The organism is Mesorhizobium sp. WSM4820 (genome assembly GCF_055811075.1).
Genome location: NZ_JBVVQN010000021.1, coordinates 89169 through 104772, shown reverse-complemented (window position 1 = coordinate 104772; position 15604 = coordinate 89169). Strand labels below are relative to the sequence as shown.

Sequence of the window (15604 nt, the reverse complement as noted above, 5' to 3'; positions counted from 1 at the left end):
GTGTCATGACACGCCAGGCAGCGACGGGCGTGCCGCGAGAACGCGGCCTCCGACCGCAACGACGAGCGCGACGATGATCAGTATTGCCGCGACTGCAAACGTGATCCGCATACCGGTCGCGACGGCGTCGGGCCGCGCCGTTGCGATGTCGATGGCCTCTGAGGCGAATGCGAACACAGCGCCCATGACGGATGCGCCGGTGATGAGCCCGAGATTGCGCGACAAATTGAGCAAGCCGGAAATGACGCCCCGCTGGTCCGGGCGGATATCCGACATGACAGCGGTGTTGTTTGCCGTTTGAAACAGCGCATAGCCAGATGTGATGACGGCGATCGGGGCGATGTAGCCAGGGATGCCCGATATTGCCGGCATCACGGATAGAATGAAGCAACCGGCGGCTATCGCGATAAGCCCAATGATGGTCATGCGCCCAGCGCCAAAACGGTCGGCTATGCCACCAGCCGGCACACCTGTCAGCGCGGCGACAAGCGGACCGACCGACATGACGATGCCAACAACAGCGGCGTCGAGCCCGAGCGCACGAGACAGATAGAACGGCCCGACCACCAGTGTCGCCATCATCACCGTCGCCACGAGCGCGCTCATGGCGAGGCTCGCGCTCAACGTCGTATTGCCGAAAGCGGCCAATCGGATCAAAGGCGACGCCACTCTCGCCTCGACAAGCACAAACAAACCGGCCGCGAAGACTGCAGCCACGAATAGAGCCAGGTTGAGCTGACCAAAACTGCCACGCCCGATCGTCATCGCGAGCGCATAGGCGCCAAGCGTCAGGGCAAGCAGCAGCGTGCCGACAACGTCGAAGCCGGCCCAATCCGTCTTCGGCTCCCGGCGATCAGCCGGCAGATAGCGGTAGGCGAGACAAAATGCCAGCAAGCCCAGTGGCACGTTGACGAGGAAGATCGCCCGCCAACCGGTTCCGGCAATCAGCAGACCGCCGAGCGAGGGACCGAGAGCGGTGCCGATCGCCGACATCGTTCCGAGCAGCCCCATGGCGCTGCCGGTCCTTGCCTTCGGCACCGTCTCACCGACAAAAGCCATGGTCAGGGTCATCATGATGGCCGCCGCCAAGCCCTGGGCCGCCCGGGCTGCAATCAGCAGCCAGAGCGTCGGCGCAACGCCACACAGGACCGAGGCCACCGTAAACAGGAACAGCCCGGCCAGCAGCAGCCGCCGGCGACCGGTGATGTCACCCAGTCGCCCGACGCTGACGATCAGGGTGGTGATGGCGAGGAGGTAAGCCAGCACGATCCACTGGACCTCCTGGAACGAGGCGTCGAACGCCTGCGTCAACGTCGGCAAGGCGACATTGGCGATGCTGATGCCGAGCGAGGACAGCAACATCGATAGCGAAAGGCTGGCGAGCGCCCACCGAACCGCAGGTGCCCGTTCTGGATTTTCGGCGACTGCCCGTCCTGCATCGATTGGCTTCAACATGAACTCCGTTTTCTGGCGCGACTCCCGAAACGGAGCTGGCAGACAGGTAGTCCTTTGCTTGAGATGGCGGAAGGCGCATCATTTGCACGTAATCATTGCGTTTGACGACATGTCAGATCGTTCCGGCCATGCTACGATCATCATATGTCGCATCCCGACCTCAATCAGCTTGTCACGCTTGACGTGTTGTTGACGGAAGGCAGCGTGGCGCGCGCCGCCAGAAGGCTGCGGCTGAGCCCGTCGGCGATGAGCAGGGCGCTGGCGCGATTGCGTGAGACGACGGGCGATCCGCTGCTGGTCAGGGCCGGACGCGGCCTCGTTCCGACACCTCGGGCCCTCGAGCTCCGCGAGCGCGTCGGTCAGCTTGTGCAGAACGCCGAAGCCGTTTTGCGTCCTGTCGAGATGCTCGACCTGAAACGGCTTGAGCGGACCTTCACGCTTAGAAACAGGGATGGCTTTGTCGAGAATTTCGGGCCGGATCTCATTGCGCGCGTCGGCGAACAAGCACCGGGCGTGCGGCTGCGTTTTGTGCTGAAGCCGGACAAGGACAGCACGCCTCTGCGCGACGGTAGCGTAGACCTGGAAACCGGCGTTGTCGGAAAGGCCACGGGACCGGAGATGCGCGCGCAAGCGCTGTTCCGTGATCGTTTCGTCGGCGTCGTGCGGATGGGACATCCATTGTGCGAGGTCACGATGACCCCTGCCCGCTACGCAGCCGGCCGGCACATCCTCATCTCCCGTCGCGGACTCGACAGGGGACCGATCGACGATGCCCTTGCGCCGTTAGGGTTGAAACGGGAGATCGTGACGGTCGTCAGCGGCTTTTCGGAAGCTCTGGCTCTGGCGCGTGCCTCAGACCTGATCGCCAGCGTTCCCGAACGCTATACGGGAAACCTGCGCGATGGAATGTTCTGGTTCCCTCTGCCGGTTCCCCTGCCGGAAATCGCGGTCTCACTTTTGTGGCACCCGCGGCTGGATGCCGATCCGGCGCACCGGTGGCTGCGCGGCTGCGTTCGAGACGTTTGCACCGGAAAAGCCCACTGGATCTCTTAAAGCGTAGCGGTCAAGGGAGCGTTGCTGATTCGATCACAGCAACTCTATGTTGCAGGTGCCGGCGATTCCGACCGACCGCCTCGCTGAACCCGGTTAGGTCGAAAACGGCCTCGCCTCGCCCCGACAGCAGCCGAATCGCCAGGACAGCAGGAGCCGGTCTGGCGGAAACCAATCGCCTGATCTCGTCGGCACAATCCCGAACCAGCCTCCTCCCCCGCGAGCCGGCGGCCTTTCACGATCCGGCAGGACGCCGTGTTGTTCGGTGCCCCAGCAGGTTTTTTCTTCGCCGCAGCCTTCTTCTTCTTGGGTTCTTCCACATCATCGCCATTGCGTTTTCGTCTGACGGGAAGACCGCACTAGAATTTCGACCGGAAATCGAGCTATGATGCATTTGGCATTTCCTGGGACGGCTTCGCGCCCTTGGAATGCCGGGAGGAACGGGATATGGCCATAGCGCTTGTACTCGTTTTGGTAGTTGTGGGCTCAGTGTTGTTCCACTTCCTGAGCCCATGGTGGTGGACGCCGATTGCCTCTAATTGGGACTATATCGACAACACCATCATCATCACCTTCTGGATCACCGGCGTCGTCTTCGCCGCCGTCGTCCTATTCATGGCTTATTGCGTCTTCCGCTTCCGTCACCGGGAGGGCAACCAGGCTGCATACGAACCCGAGAACAAGCGGCTCGAATGGTGGCTGACGATCGTCACCGCAATCGGCGTCACCGCCATGCTGGTTCCCGGCCTGTTCGTCTGGAACCAGTTCGTCAGCGTCCCAAGCGACGCAACCGAGGTCGAAGTCGTCGGCCAGCAATGGCAGTGGAGTTTCCGCTTGCCCGGCAAGGACGGCAAGCTCGGCACGTCCGACACCCGCAACGTCAGCCCTGAAAATCCTCTCGGCGTAGACTCCAGTGACGCCAACGGCCAGGACGATGTCGTCGTCGAAGCCGCCGATCTGCATCTGCCGGTCGGCAAGCCGGTCAAGATGCTGCTCCGCTCGATCGATGTGCTGCACGATTTCTACGTGCCGGAATTCCGCGCCAAGATGGACATGATCCCGGGCTCGGTCACCTATTTCTGGTTCACCCCGACCAAGACCGGAACTTTTCAGGTCCTGTGTGCCGAGCTTTGTGGCCAGGGGCACCCGTTGATGAATGGCGTGGTGATGGTCGACACGCCGGAAGACTATCTGGCGTGGCTCGGCGAACAGCAGACTTTTGCGCAATTGTCGGCCCCCCAGCAGGTGGGCTCGGCAGAGTAGACGCCGGCAAAGACGGCGATTTGGGTTGAAATTGCGGCACGGCTCGAAACTGTCGAGCCTGGCCGAAAAGGACACGGAGGTGTTCCTATATGGTCGATGTCACACCTGCAGATGGGGTACCGCCGGCCGAAGTCGCGGAGATGGAACTCTACCATCCGCACAGCTGGTGGACGAAGTACGTCTTTTCGCAGGACGCCAAGGTCATCGCCATCCAGTATTCGGCGACGGCGACGGCAATCGGCATGGTGGCGCTGGTGCTGTCCTGGATGATGCGGCTGCAGCTCGGCTTCCCCGGCACCTTCGACTTCATCACCCCGGAAGCCTACTACCAGTTCATCACCATGCACGGCATGATCATGGTGATCTACCTGCTCACGGCACTGTTCCTGGGCGGATTCGGCAACTACCTGATCCCGCTGATGGTCGGCGCGCGCGACATGGTCTTTCCCTATGTCAACATGCTGAGCTACTGGATCTACCTGCTCGCCGTGCTGGTTTTGGTGTCGAGCTTCTTTGCGCCCGGCGGACCGACCGGCGCCGGCTGGACGCTTTATCCGCCGCAGGCGATCATGACCGGCACACCAGGCGGCCAGGACTGGGGCATCATCCTGATGCTCGTCTCGCTGATCCTGTTCATCATCGGCTTCACCATGGGCGGCTTGAACTACGTCGTGACGGTGCTGCAGGCCCGCACACGCGGCATGACGCTGATGCGTCTGCCGCTGACCGTCTGGGGTATCTTCACCGCGACAGTCATGGCGCTGCTCGCCTTCCCGGCGCTGTTTGTCGCCTGCGTGATGATGCTGTTCGACCGTGCGCTCGGCACCAGCTTCTTCATGCCGGCCATCGTCGAGATGGGCGAACAACTGCAGCACGGCGGCGGCAGCCCGATCCTGTTCCAGCATCTGTTCTGGTTCTTCGGCCACCCCGAGGTCTACATAGTGGCGCTGCCGGCCTTCGGCATCGTGTCCGACCTGATCAGCACCCATGCGCGCAAGAACATCTTCGGCTACCGGATGATGGTCTGGGCCATCGTCGGCATCGGCGCGCTGAGCTTCGTGGTCTGGGCGCACCACATGTATGTCAGCGGCATGCATCCCTATTTCGGCTTTTTCTTCGCCACCACGACATTGATCATTGCCGTCCCGACCGCGATCAAGGTCTACAATTGGGTGCTGACATTGTGGCGCGGCGACATCCACCTCACCGTGCCGATGCTTTTTGCCCTGGCCTTCATCGTCACCTTCGTCAATGGCGGGCTGACCGGACTGTTTCTCGGCAACGTCGTCGTCGACGTTCCGCTATCGGACACGATGTTCGTCGTTGCCCATTTCCATATGGTCATGGGCGTTGCCCCGATCCTCGTGATCTTGGGGGCGATCTATCACTGGTACCCGAAGGTCACTGGCCGGATGCTGAACGAGGCCATGGGCCAGTTCCATTTCTGGGTCACCTTCCTCGGGGCCTATCTGATTTTCTTTCCCATGCACTACATCGGCCTGATGGGCGTGCCGCGCCGCTACAACGAACTGACCGCCACGACGGTGATGACCGAGTCGGCCCACGATCTGAACGCGTTCATCAGCATCATGGCGTTCCTCGTCGGCTTTGCCCAAATCGTGTTCCTGTTCAATCTGATCTGGAGCATCCGCCATGGCCGCGAGGCCGGCGGCAATCCGTGGCGCGCCACGACGCTTGAATGGCAGACGTCGGAAACACCGCCCGCCCATGGCAATTTCGGCAAGGAACTGCCGATCGTCTATCGCTGGGCCTATGACTACAGCGTCCCGGGCGCCAAGGAGGACTTTATCCCGCAAAACATGCCGGGCTCCTTCGGATCCTCCAGGGAGCCGGCATGAGCGTCATTCTGGTCTTCCTCCTCGTCATCGTCGGCTTTGTCGGATGGTGGCTTTCCCATCAGCGGCTGATGGCCAAGCCATGGCTCGAGCAAGGTGTGATCGGGGATATTATAGGCCCGGAAGGATCGGCGCTGCCGACCGCCAAGATCGGCCTCGGCGTCTTCCTCGCCGTCGTCGGCTGCCTGTTTGCGCTTTTCACCAGCGCCTACTTCATGCGCATGGCGCTGTCGGACTGGCAGGCGCTGCCGCTGCCGCGCGTGCTCTGGTTCAACACCGGCGTGCTGGTCCTGAGCAGCATCGCGCTGCAATGCGCCTCGGTCGCTGCGCGCCGGGGCGAGATCGACGCGATCAGGCTCGGCCTCGTCACGGCTGGGCTCACCGCGCTTGCCTTCCTGGTCGGACAGCTTGCGGCCTGGCGGGAACTGACCGCCGACGGCTACTTGCTGACCGCCAATCCGGCCAACAGTTTTTTCTACCTGATAACCGGGATGCATGGGCTGCACATACTGGGCGGGCTGGTGGGCCTGGGCAGAACAACTGCCGGCGCCTGGAACGGAGCACGGCCGGAGCGGCTTCGCCTCAGCGTCGAACTGTGCGCCATGTACTGGCATTTCCTGCTTTTCGTCTGGCTCGCCATTTTTGCACTTCTGGCCGGCTGGGCCGCGACTTTTATCGAAATTTGCCGACAGCTGCTGACCTAGGAGGGCCGGACGGATGGCAGACACGACAGTGACGCATACCGGCCAAGCACAGGCGCGGCCGGCTGGCTTGCAAGGCGTCGCCGCCGACTGGTCCTCGGATCAGCGCGCGTTCAAGAACGTGTCCTGGGGCAAGGCCATGATGTGGATCTTCCTGCTCAGCGACACCTTCGTCTTCGGCTGCTTCCTGCTCTCCTACATGACCGCGCGCATGTCCACCCGAGTGCCGTGGCCCAATCCGAGCGAGGTCTTTGCCCTTCATATCGGCGGCTCGAATATTCCACTGATCCTTATCGCCATCATGACCTTCGTACTGATCTCGAGCAGCGGAACGATGGCCATGGCGGTGAATTTCGGCTACCGCCACGACCGCCGCAAGACGGCGATCCTGATGCTTTTGACCGCAGCGCTCGGCGCAACCTTCGTCGGCATGCAGGCCTTCGAATGGACCAAGCTGATCTCCGAGGGGGTACGGCCCTGGGGCAATCCGTGGGGTGCGGCGCAGTTCGGGTCATCCTTCTTCATGATCACCGGCTTTCACGGCACCCATGTGACGTTCGGGGTGATCTTCCTGATCATCGTGGCGCGAAAGGTCTGGCGCGGAGATTACGAAACCGGCCGGCCCGGGTTCTTCACCAGCCGCAGGGGCAGCTACGAGCACGTCGAGATCATGGGACTCTACTGGCATTTCGTCGACCTGGTCTGGGTGTTCATTTTCGCATTCTTCTATCTTTGGTGAGAGGCAGACATGGCTTTGGTGAGAGGCAGATATGGCTGAAGCAACCGCAAACGGTCTGGGGCAACATACGCTGCACGGAACGCAAGCGCATGATGCGGCAGCAGCAGGCATTGCCCCTGCGGAGGTCCATCAGGAGCACCCGATCAGGCTCTATCTGGTGGTCTGGGCATGGCTGTTCATCCTCAGCGCCTGCTCCTATCTGGTCGACTATGTCGGCCTCCACGGCTATCTCAGATGGTCGCTGATCCTGATCTTCATGATGCTCAAGGCCGGGCTGATCGTCGCGGTCTTCATGCACATGGCCTGGGAGCGGCTGGCGCTGACCTATGCGATCATATTGCCGCCGATCCTGGTGCTGGTGTTCGTGGCAATGATGGTCTTCGAATCGGAGTACACGCTTCTCACCCGGATGTTGTTTTTTGGGGCCGAGCCCTGACGCGCAATCCGGGTTCGGGCAGCATTTCCCGTCGAGGGCCGGAGGGGCTGTTCACGGCCCGCTCTGCGTTGCCTTGAAACGGTCGACAGCTGGCCCATTTTTGTCACCACCGGAAAACGACAGAAGGAGAACGATTTTCGTCGGTTCTCCGTCGTGAACTCCAGGAAGGGAGGCTCAAGATGACGATCGCAAACAGATTGAATGACTTTATCGACGAGAAAGGAATTTCCTACGATACCGTCGAGCACCACCGCACGTCGACAAGCAGGCAGTCCGCCTTAGCGGCACATGTGCCCGGCAGCATAATGGCCAAATCGGTGGTGGTTCACCACGACGGTGGCTATGCGCTGGCCGTGGTCCCGAGCACGCACAGGATCGAGCTCGGCACATTGCAGGACGTCATGCACCAGCGCATTGGGCTCGCCTCCGAGGACGAGGTGGTTTCGCTCTTCGAGGATTGCGACACCGGCGCCATCCCGCCGATCGGCGCGGCCTACGATGTGCCGGTGATTGTCGATGAAAGCCTCGGCAATGCCGGCGATATCTATTTCGAGGGTGGCGACCACAGGACGCTCGTGCATGTCAGCGGCAAGGATTTCCGCAACCTGACCAGCGACGCACAGCAAGCCCGCTTTAGCTACCCGGCTTACTAAAACGCTCTTGCCAACCTGCCGCAGCGGCCTCTCGCCGGTGCGGCAGGGCAGGATTTTTTCAGTCCGCCGGTCTGGTGGAGGCCGGCGATTCCACGACTTTCCGATAGACGTGCCAGGTGGCGTGACCGAGGATCGGCAGCACCACCGCCAGCCCGGCGAACACCGGCAGCGAGCCTATGATCAGGGCGACGGCGACAATCAGGCCCCAGACAGCCATCACGATCGGGTTCGCCAGGACCACCCGCACCGAGGTATGGATGGCTTCGTAGGCGCCGACGTCGCGGTCGAGCAACAACGGGAACGCGACGACCGTGGTGCACAACACGACCGCGGCGAAGACGAAGCCGATCGCGTGGCCAACGATAATCAGCGTCCAGCCGCGCCCGGTGGCGAATATTTCACTGATGAAGCTGGACAGTGATTCCGGCGGGGCTGGACCGAACACCTGCTGATAAAATATCTGCGCGGTCAACAGCCAGGCGACGAAGATCGCAAGCAGCATGATCCCGACCGCCGCGATGGCCGGCAGCGCTGGAGAATTCCTGACCTCGAAAGCGTGGCTCCATGAGGCGTCGAGCCCGGCCTCCCGCCTCCGGCTGATCTCATACAGGCCGAGCGCCGCGAACGGGCCGATCAGCGCAAAACCAGACACCAGCGGAAACAACAGCGGCAACGTGTTGTTGCCCGACGTCCAGACAGCGAGCACGACGCCGACAAGTGGATAAATCAGGCAGAGGAAAACGATGTGCGACGGTTTGACCATGAAATCGTCGACGCCACGCTTGAGCGCGTCGAAAAGGTCGGAAACGCCTATCTTTCGAATTCTGGTGTGCTCCAGCGTCTCGCTGGCGCCTGCAATCACGTGAAAACTTGCCACGACCATTCCTCCAGACCAGGTCCGGTAAAGGTCGCGATTTCACGGTGCTGTCGTTCAGCGTGACTGGCCACGCAAAACCGCGACCTGCACCATGATCAACATACGCTCTTGCATGGCATTTGTCGCCGCCCTTTGTCTGCGGGGACGGCTCCGGTGATCCCGCTGGCTCTAACGGCCTTTCTTCGCTAGTCTCAAAGCTGGGTTGAAGGGTGAAGGTCATGGATGGAAAGACCGTTCTTATACTCGGCCTTGGCATAGTTATTCTGCTGGTGCTGGGATTCTGCGCAGTGCCAACGTGAGGTTTAAGCAGGTTCGGACGCACCTCGTTCAGCAATCGCCGATTCTCAACCCGGCAAACAATCCGAGAACATCAGGATTCAATGCAGCCACGAGGCAGGTCATGCCGTCAATCTCCGGCTGACATGACGACACGCATTGCAACGGTATCGGCAAGCAGCACGGCAAAGATCGCGAAAAGATAGAGAATCGAATAGGCAAACAGCGCCTTTGCGCGTTTCATCTCCCACCCTTCAGCCAATCTTTTGTCGACCAGAAGCTTCCAGGCATGCCAGATGAAACCCGCGCCCAATGCGGCCGAAACAATCCCGTACCATCCGCTCGCGAATCCGACAGCCCAAGGGAGCACGCCGATTGGCGCCAGGATCAGCGAATAGACGAAGATTTGCTTTCTGGTCGAAACCTGGCCGGCCACGTTCGGCATCATCGGAATGCCGGCCGCGGCATAGTCGCCGATCTTGAACAGCGCGAGCGCCCAGAAATGCGGCGGCGTCCAGAGGAAAATGATCAGAAACAGGACGAGACTTTCAACCCCGACGGCGCCAGTGGCGGCCGCCCACCCGATGACCGGAGGAAGCGCACCCGCGGCGCCACCTATGACGATGTTCTGCGGCGTCGAGCGTTTCAGCCACATCGTGTAGATGACGACGTAGAAGAAGATGGTGAAGGCCAGCAGCGATGCGGCGAGCCACCCCACCAGCACGCCGAGCGTCATGATCGAAAGCACGGAAAGCACCATGCCGAAGCCGAGCGCTTCGCCTGGCGTGACCCGGCCTGACGGGACCGGCCGCTTTGAGGTGCGCGACATCAACGCGTCAATATCGGCATCGTACCACATGTTGAGTGCCCCGGCCGCTCCCGCTCCAACCGCAATTGCACCGATTGCAATCACGGCGATGACCGGGTTCATCGCCCCGGGCGCCACCATCAGGCCGACGAAAGCGGTAAAGACAGCAAGCGCCATGACGCGTGGTTTCAAAAGCGCGAAGAAATCACTGACCGTCGCTTCAGAGATCTGGATACCGGTATCCTTGAGGCCGCTTTCCCGAGCCGACATTTCAGGCGACTACCGATTGGCACACGCAATCTGGCCGGCCCATCGGCCGACGGAAGAACCGGGTTACTTCCTGGCGGAAGAACCGGGTTACTTCCTGGCAGAAGAACCGGGTTACTTCCTGGCGGAAGAACCGGGTCATTTGGAGAATTGCTTCAGATAGGCGATGACGTTGGCGAGATCCTCGTCCTTCTTGAGGCCGGGAAACGCCATCTTCCCACCTTTGATCATGGCCTTGGGATCGCGAAGATAATTCGTCAGCGTGGCGTCGTCCCATTTGACGCCGGATTTACCCGCCTCAGTCATGGCTTTGGAATACTTGAACCCGGGATGCGTGCCGGCCGTCCGGCCGATGACGCCGCTCAGCGACGGCCCGACCTTGTTCTGGTCCTTGTCAACGACGTGACAAACCTTGCATTTGGCGAAGACCTTCTCACCGGCGGCGGCATCCTGTGCCTGGGATTGGCTCGTGACAAAGGTCGCAACGGACACGACTGCGAAAAACGCGATTGCACGCATGGCATTTCCTCCCCGATCGCCAAATCTGCCTTGGACGATCTGCGCCTGCCGACACTTTCGCCGTCATGCGCCCCTTGCACGACAGAGCGGAATATCCGCGTCTCCCGCATGGAATTGCGGCATCTACATACCACAAAATCTGGCCGGCAGATAGAAGAAGTCGACCAGCAAGATTGGCGCCGAAGCGACGAGGCAGGCCGATCGGCGTAGAGCGTAACCGGAACGCATACCGGGTAAAGGCGTTAGACCAGCTACGGTTAAACATCTGAAAGATCAAAAATTCAGAGAAGTGTCTATGAACGACAGGAGCGACCTGGAGGTGCGCCACGGCACCCGCACGATCGACGGCGACACCGTCTTTTACAGACAAGCAGGTCCTGAAACCGCGCCGGTGTTGCTGCTTCCGCATGGCTATCCCTGCTCATCCTTCCAATATCGCCGGCTGATGCCGGCGCTCGCCGATCGGTGGCGGACGGTCGCGCCGGATTTCCCCGGCTTTGGCTACAGTGGCGATCCGGCACGGTTCGGTTATGATTTTGATGCCTATGCAACGTTCCTTGAGCGGTTCACCGACGCGCTGGAGCTCGGTAGCTACGCGTTATGGTTGCACGACTACGGCTCGCAGATCGGCCTGCGCCACGCCATAGCGCACCCATCGCGGATCAGGGCCCTGATCATCCAGAATGGCGACATCTACGCCGATGCTCTTGGCCCGAAGTATGAAACGATCCGGCGTTTCTGGCGTGATCCTTCGCCAGCCAACCGTGCACCGCTCGAACAGGCGGTGAGCGAAGACGGCTTTCGCGCCGAGTTCGTAGGCGAAGTCGATGACGACGTCGCTCGACGTGTCCCGCCCGATCTATGGAAGTTGCATTGGCCGCTGATGGATACGCCTGTGCGCCGTGCGCTTTCAGTCGGACTGATGGAGAAGCTCAAGGCTAATCTCGACTGGTTCCCTCGTTACCAGGCATACCTGCGCGAGCGGCGGCCACCGGCAATGATCCTTTGGGGACCGAAGGACGAATACATGCCCGAGCCGGCAGCGCGCGCCTATCTGCGCGATCTCCCTGAGGCCGAGTTGCATTTGCTGAACGAAGCAGGGCACTGGCTGCTGGAGACCCATTTCGAGGTCGCCCTGCCACTGGTGCGACGGTTTCTGGGCAAGGTCTTGCATTAATCGCCCGCACAACACCGCAGCGGATTCCGCCATTGCTGACCACCCATCGAGAGGAGCGCACGCCATGATCGACAACGCCACAATCGCCCGGATCTGGCGGGGAAGGACACGCCGTGATCTGGCGGACGCCTACGAGCCATACCTACGCCGCGAAGGCATTCCGCCGCTTCAGGAGAAGGCACTCGGCGTACAGTTATTTCGCGAAGATCGCGAAGAAGAGACGGAGTTCGTGACGATCTCGTACTGGCCTGACGTCGATGCCATGGCGAGCTTCACCGGCGGCGACCCGCACAAGATCCACCACCTGCCGCGCGACCAAGAGTTTCTCGTTGAGCTGCCCAAGCGAGTAACCGTGATGCGTATCCTCGTCAGCCAACTGCCTCACGAGTAATGCGGCGCGGCGAAAAAAAGGCCGCCTCGAGGGCGGCCTTTCACATCCAGCAGAATGCCGTGTTATTCGGCGTCCTTGGCAGCTTTCTTCTTCGGCGCGGCCTTCTTCTTGGGCTCTTCCGCATCGTCGGCCTTGTTGGCGTCGGCCTTCTTTGCTGCGGCTTTCTTCGCCGGCTTCGCCTTGGCCGTCTCGCTGTCCTCGTCGTCGGCCATCAGCTCTTCCTTGCTGACCTTGACGTCGGTGACCGAAATCTGGCTGAGCAGATGGTCGACCACCTTCTCCTCGAACAGCGGCGCGCGCAACGTGTTCAGCGCTTCAGGATTGCTGCGGTAGAATTCGAAGGCTTCCTGCTGCTGGTTGGCCGGATAGCGGCGCACCTGCTCGAGCAGGCCGCGCTGCAATTCCTCGTCCGACACGGTGACGCCGGCCTTCTCGCCGATTTCGGCGAGAACCAGGCCGAGACGCACACGGCGCTCGGCAAGCCGCATATATTCGGCGCGCGCCTCTTCTTCCGTCGTCTCCTCGTCGGCAAAGGTGCGGCCGGCGGCTTCCAGATCGCGGTTGACCTGGTTCCAGATGTTGTTGAACTCGGCCTCGACGAGCTTCGACGGCGCCTCGAACGAGTAGGCGGCGTCGAGCTGGTCGAGCAGCTGGCGCTTGATTTTCTGGCGCGTCATCGAGCCGAACTGGTTCTCGATCTGGCCGCGCACCACTTCACGCAGACGCTCCAGCGACTCCAAGCCGAGATTCTTGGCCATTTCGTCGTTGATCTCCAACGCACCGGGCTGGGACACTTCCTTGACGGTGACGTCGAAGGTGGCTTCCTTGCCGGCAAGATGCGCCGCCTGATAGTTTTCCGGGAACGTGACCGTGACCTGCCTCTCGTCGCCGGCCTTGCTGCCGATGAGCTGATCCTCAAAGCCGGGAATGAATTCCTTGGAGCCGAGCACCAGCGGCTGGTCGGTGCCGGCGCCGCCGCTGAAGGCTTCGCCATCGATCTTGCCGACATAGTCGATCGTCACGCGGTCGCCCTCGGCGGCCTTGCCGGTCTTCGGTTCGTAGGTGCGCGCCGATTCGGCGACCCGCTTGACCTGCTCATCGATTTCCGAATCCGGCACGTCGAACACCTGACGCGTCACCTTGATGTCGGAGAAATCCTTGATCTCGATCGGCGGAATGATCTCGTAGTTCAGGCGGAACTCGAAGTCGGCGCCGCCGGCCAGGATCTTCTCGGCCTCCTTCTCGTCCTCGGTCATGATCACTTCGGGCTGCATGGCAGCCTTTTCGCCACGGCCGGTAATGATCGAACGGGTCGAATCGTTGAGGATCTCGTTGACCACTTCGGCCATGAACGACTTGCCATAGACCTTGCGCAGGTGCTGCACCGGCACCTTGCCGGGGCGAAAGCCGTTGATGCGGACCTTGCTCCTGGCATCTGAAAGCCGCGCCATCAGCTTGGCTTCCATGTCACCGGCCGGCACGGTGATCTTGATCTCGCGCTTGAGACCGGAGTTGAGCGTTTCGGTGACCTGCATCATAGAACCTTCGTTTCCGCAGCCAAACGGCTCTTGCCGTTTACAGCCTGCCGGTATGATCTTGCCGGGAATGGCTTTTGGTGCGGGACTTGGCGATCTGTCCACTCAACGCGGCTCAAAATCGTCCAGAAACACGCTCCAAAATGTGAATAAGTCTTTGTTTTTCCGACTTCTTATCACATTCTGCAGAAGTGGATCGTCGCATCCCGTCACATTCGACACGCCTTTTGTCACAGGCGCGGCCGATTTTCAACCATCTTCGCGTCTACAGCGCCGCGCGTCATCTTGGACGCGCAGGAAGCTGGAGCACCTTGATTTTGGCGCGTGATCCCCAAAAATACGATTTTTCGTTTTTCGGGATCATGCGCCGGCGAACGGCCGCTATTTTGACCGCGACATTGACAGAATGATGGCTGCCTGCGGGCAACGCGGATGCGGCGGAATTGCTGGACGCGCTGGATTTTAGGCTCCACTCCGACTTGGCTCCCGCTGGTGTAGCTACCCCGAAGTCGTCAGCCGCTTGGCGCAGCGGTCCTGACGCAGAGAAGCCCGCCACCTTGCGAGTGGCGGGCCGGCCGCGAGGCCAGGAGAGTGTTGTCAAAGCCTGTACGGCCGATGCGACACTCCCGTTTGCGCAACAGTCTTCTCAGCGTCGTGCGATCAGCAAGCAGAGCTCACGCAGGTCGCGATCGTATGTCCCGCCGCTCCCGAGCACGTCGACGCAGCGCTTCTTCATCCGTATCAACTGGCTGCTGGACAACTGCGCGACCACGCTCACGCCAGGTGTTCCAGGAGTCCCGGGTGTTCCAGGAGTCGCGGGTGTGCCAGCAAGGGTCCCGCCGCCGACGTCTACACCGACTCCGACCCCGGTCGTCCCACCAACATTGGCACTCACACCCGCTGCAACGAGGCCGGTGCCGCCTACATTTACGCCTGCGCCAGCAGTGATACCACCGGTGCCGCCGGCATTGGCGCCCAGGCCGGCCGTGACGGCACGGGTGCCGCCGACAGTGGCACCCAGGCCAGCCGTGACGCCACGAGTGCCGCCGACACTGGCACCCAGGCCAGCCGTGACGCCACGAGTGCCGCCGACATTGGCGCCGGCACCAGCGCTAACGCCCCTGCTGCCGCCGATCGATGCACCGGCGCCGGCATTCACTCCGCTTCGGCCGCCGATCGAAGCGCCGACACCCGCGATAATGCGTTTCTTGCCGCCTATCGATGCGCCGGCTCCCGTATTTACCCCGCGGCTACCGCCGATCGAAGCGCCGACTCCCGCATTGACGCCGCCACTGCCGCCGATCGAGGCGCCGAGACCGGCGTTTACACCGCCTCGGCCGCCAACCGATGCGCCGAGACCGGCGTTTACGCCGCCTCGGCCGCCAACCGATGCGCCGGCGCCGACGCTAATGCCGCCTGCGCTGGAGGGAAAAGAAAGAGATAAAACAAGTGCACCACAGGCCAAAGCTGCGGCGAAACTGTTAACGACGTTTGCCATGACACTCTCCTTTGGTAATTACCCCACAGCAGCAGTTTCAAATTTGCTACTTTAGCAATAACGAACCCAGAGAGTGTTTGAATCGCTAACAGGAAACAATGTT

The 15604-nt window shown here is 61.2% G+C and carries 15 protein-coding genes; 9 read left to right on the top strand and 6 right to left on the bottom strand.

The window, feature by feature from the left end; genetic code table 11:
• Positions 1-3: 3 nt before the first annotated feature.
• Entirely contained in the window at positions 4-1452 is a 1449-nt protein-coding gene (locus tag AC0L2R_RS27710) for an MFS transporter (protein ID WP_473512704.1), read from the bottom strand.
• Between the two features lie 147 nt (positions 1453-1599).
• Here AC0L2R_RS27710 and AC0L2R_RS27705 point away from each other — a divergent pair, with 147 nt between their 5' ends.
• The 7 genes from AC0L2R_RS27705 (at position 1600) to AC0L2R_RS27675 (ending at position 8153) form a co-directional block, all read left to right on the top strand.
• Positions 1600-2508 (top strand): LysR family transcriptional regulator, encoded by a 909-nt coding sequence (locus tag AC0L2R_RS27705; protein WP_473512693.1) that lies wholly within the window; start codon positions 1600-1602, stop codon positions 2506-2508.
• A 444-nt stretch (positions 2509-2952) separates the two neighbouring features.
• A complete protein-coding gene (gene coxB, locus AC0L2R_RS27700; RefSeq protein ID WP_473512692.1) occupies positions 2953-3768 on the top strand; it encodes a cytochrome c oxidase subunit II in 816 nt (271 codons plus the stop codon).
• Between the two features lie 89 nt (positions 3769-3857).
• The gene (gene ctaD / locus AC0L2R_RS27695; RefSeq protein WP_023802544.1) at positions 3858-5627 is read left to right on the top strand and encodes a cytochrome c oxidase subunit I; all 1770 of its coding nucleotides are present in this window, start codon (positions 3858-3860) and stop codon (positions 5625-5627) included.
• A complete protein-coding gene (locus tag AC0L2R_RS27690) occupies positions 5624-6328 on the top strand; it encodes a cytochrome c oxidase subunit 3 (protein WP_473512691.1) in 705 nt (234 codons plus the stop codon). Before ctaD ends, AC0L2R_RS27690 begins: the two co-directional genes overlap by 4 nt.
• A 13-nt stretch (positions 6329-6341) precedes the next feature.
• Positions 6342-7064: a heme-copper oxidase subunit III family protein gene (locus tag AC0L2R_RS27685; protein WP_128169954.1), complete on the top strand. Its 723-nt coding sequence runs from the start codon at positions 6342-6344 to the stop codon at positions 7062-7064.
• 31 nt (positions 7065-7095) lie between these two features.
• Positions 7096-7500, top strand: coding sequence for a cytochrome C oxidase subunit IV family protein (locus AC0L2R_RS27680; protein WP_023802547.1), 405 nt, complete (start codon positions 7096-7098; stop codon positions 7498-7500).
• Positions 7501-7679: 179 nt separating this feature from the next.
• A complete protein-coding gene (locus AC0L2R_RS27675; protein ID WP_473512690.1) occupies positions 7680-8153 on the top strand; it encodes an aminoacyl-tRNA deacylase in 474 nt (157 codons plus the stop codon).
• 58 nt (positions 8154-8211) lie between these two features.
• Here AC0L2R_RS27675 and AC0L2R_RS27670 read toward each other — a convergent pair whose 3' ends face one another.
• The 3 genes from AC0L2R_RS27670 to AC0L2R_RS27660 form a co-directional block, all read right to left on the bottom strand.
• Complete coding sequence (locus tag AC0L2R_RS27670) at positions 8212-9030, bottom strand: DUF2189 domain-containing protein (RefSeq protein ID WP_473490353.1); 819 nt, start codon at positions 9028-9030, stop codon at positions 8212-8214.
• Positions 9031-9436: 406 nt separating this feature from the next.
• Complete coding sequence (locus AC0L2R_RS27665; RefSeq protein WP_473512689.1) at positions 9437-10384, bottom strand: heme o synthase; 948 nt, start codon at positions 10382-10384, stop codon at positions 9437-9439.
• A gap of 135 nt (positions 10385-10519) precedes the next feature.
• Entirely contained in the window at positions 10520-10900 is a 381-nt protein-coding gene (locus tag AC0L2R_RS27660) for a c-type cytochrome (RefSeq protein ID WP_023802551.1), read from the bottom strand.
• 295 nt (positions 10901-11195) lie between these two features.
• Between AC0L2R_RS27660 and AC0L2R_RS27655 the strand changes: the two genes are divergently transcribed.
• Both AC0L2R_RS27655 and AC0L2R_RS27650 read left to right on the top strand, forming a co-directional pair.
• A complete protein-coding gene (locus AC0L2R_RS27655; RefSeq protein ID WP_473512688.1) occupies positions 11196-12077 on the top strand; it encodes an alpha/beta fold hydrolase in 882 nt (293 codons plus the stop codon).
• 64 nt (positions 12078-12141) lie between these two features.
• Positions 12142-12468 carry an antibiotic biosynthesis monooxygenase family protein gene (locus AC0L2R_RS27650; RefSeq protein WP_473512686.1) on the top strand — a complete coding sequence of 109 codons (327 nt, stop codon included), beginning with the start codon at positions 12142-12144 and terminating at the stop codon, positions 12466-12468.
• Positions 12469-12530: 62 nt separating this feature from the next.
• On the opposite strand, the gene tig is transcribed toward AC0L2R_RS27650, so the two are convergent.
• Both tig and AC0L2R_RS27640 read right to left on the bottom strand, forming a co-directional pair.
• On the bottom strand, positions 12531-14003 hold the full coding sequence (gene tig, locus AC0L2R_RS27645; protein WP_091597207.1) for a trigger factor: 1473 nt from the start codon (positions 14001-14003) through the stop codon (positions 12531-12533).
• 646 nt (positions 14004-14649) lie between these two features.
• Entirely contained in the window at positions 14650-15501 is an 852-nt protein-coding gene (locus AC0L2R_RS27640; protein WP_473512685.1) for a hypothetical protein, read from the bottom strand.
• Positions 15502-15604 lie beyond the last annotated feature (103 nt).

Excerpts from the sequence above, each read along its gene's own strand:
- AC0L2R_RS27705 (WP_473512693.1), top strand. The coding sequence starts at position 1,600 with ATGTCGCATCCCGACCTCAATCAGCTTGTCACGCTTGACGTGTTGTTG.
- coxB (WP_473512692.1), top strand. The coding sequence starts at position 2,953 with ATGGCCATAGCGCTTGTACTCGTTTTGGTAGTTGTGGGCTCAGTGTTG.
- ctaD (WP_023802544.1), top strand. The coding sequence starts at position 3,858 with ATGGTCGATGTCACACCTGCAGATGGGGTACCGCCGGCCGAAGTCGCG.
- AC0L2R_RS27690 (WP_473512691.1), top strand. The coding sequence starts at position 5,624 with ATGAGCGTCATTCTGGTCTTCCTCCTCGTCATCGTCGGCTTTGTCGGA.
- AC0L2R_RS27685 (WP_128169954.1), top strand. The coding sequence starts at position 6,342 with ATGGCAGACACGACAGTGACGCATACCGGCCAAGCACAGGCGCGGCCG.
- AC0L2R_RS27680 (WP_023802547.1), top strand. The coding sequence starts at position 7,096 with ATGGCTGAAGCAACCGCAAACGGTCTGGGGCAACATACGCTGCACGGA.
- AC0L2R_RS27675 (WP_473512690.1), top strand. The coding sequence starts at position 7,680 with ATGACGATCGCAAACAGATTGAATGACTTTATCGACGAGAAAGGAATT.
- AC0L2R_RS27665 (WP_473512689.1), bottom strand. The coding sequence starts at position 10,384 with ATGTCGGCTCGGGAAAGCGGCCTCAAGGATACCGGTATCCAGATCTCT.
- AC0L2R_RS27660 (WP_023802551.1), bottom strand. The coding sequence starts at position 10,900 with ATGCGTGCAATCGCGTTTTTCGCAGTCGTGTCCGTTGCGACCTTTGTC.
- AC0L2R_RS27655 (WP_473512688.1), top strand. The coding sequence starts at position 11,196 with ATGAACGACAGGAGCGACCTGGAGGTGCGCCACGGCACCCGCACGATC.
- AC0L2R_RS27650 (WP_473512686.1), top strand. The coding sequence starts at position 12,142 with ATGATCGACAACGCCACAATCGCCCGGATCTGGCGGGGAAGGACACGC.
- tig (WP_091597207.1), bottom strand. The coding sequence starts at position 14,003 with ATGCAGGTCACCGAAACGCTCAACTCCGGTCTCAAGCGCGAGATCAAG.
- AC0L2R_RS27640 (WP_473512685.1), bottom strand. The coding sequence starts at position 15,501 with ATGGCAAACGTCGTTAACAGTTTCGCCGCAGCTTTGGCCTGTGGTGCA.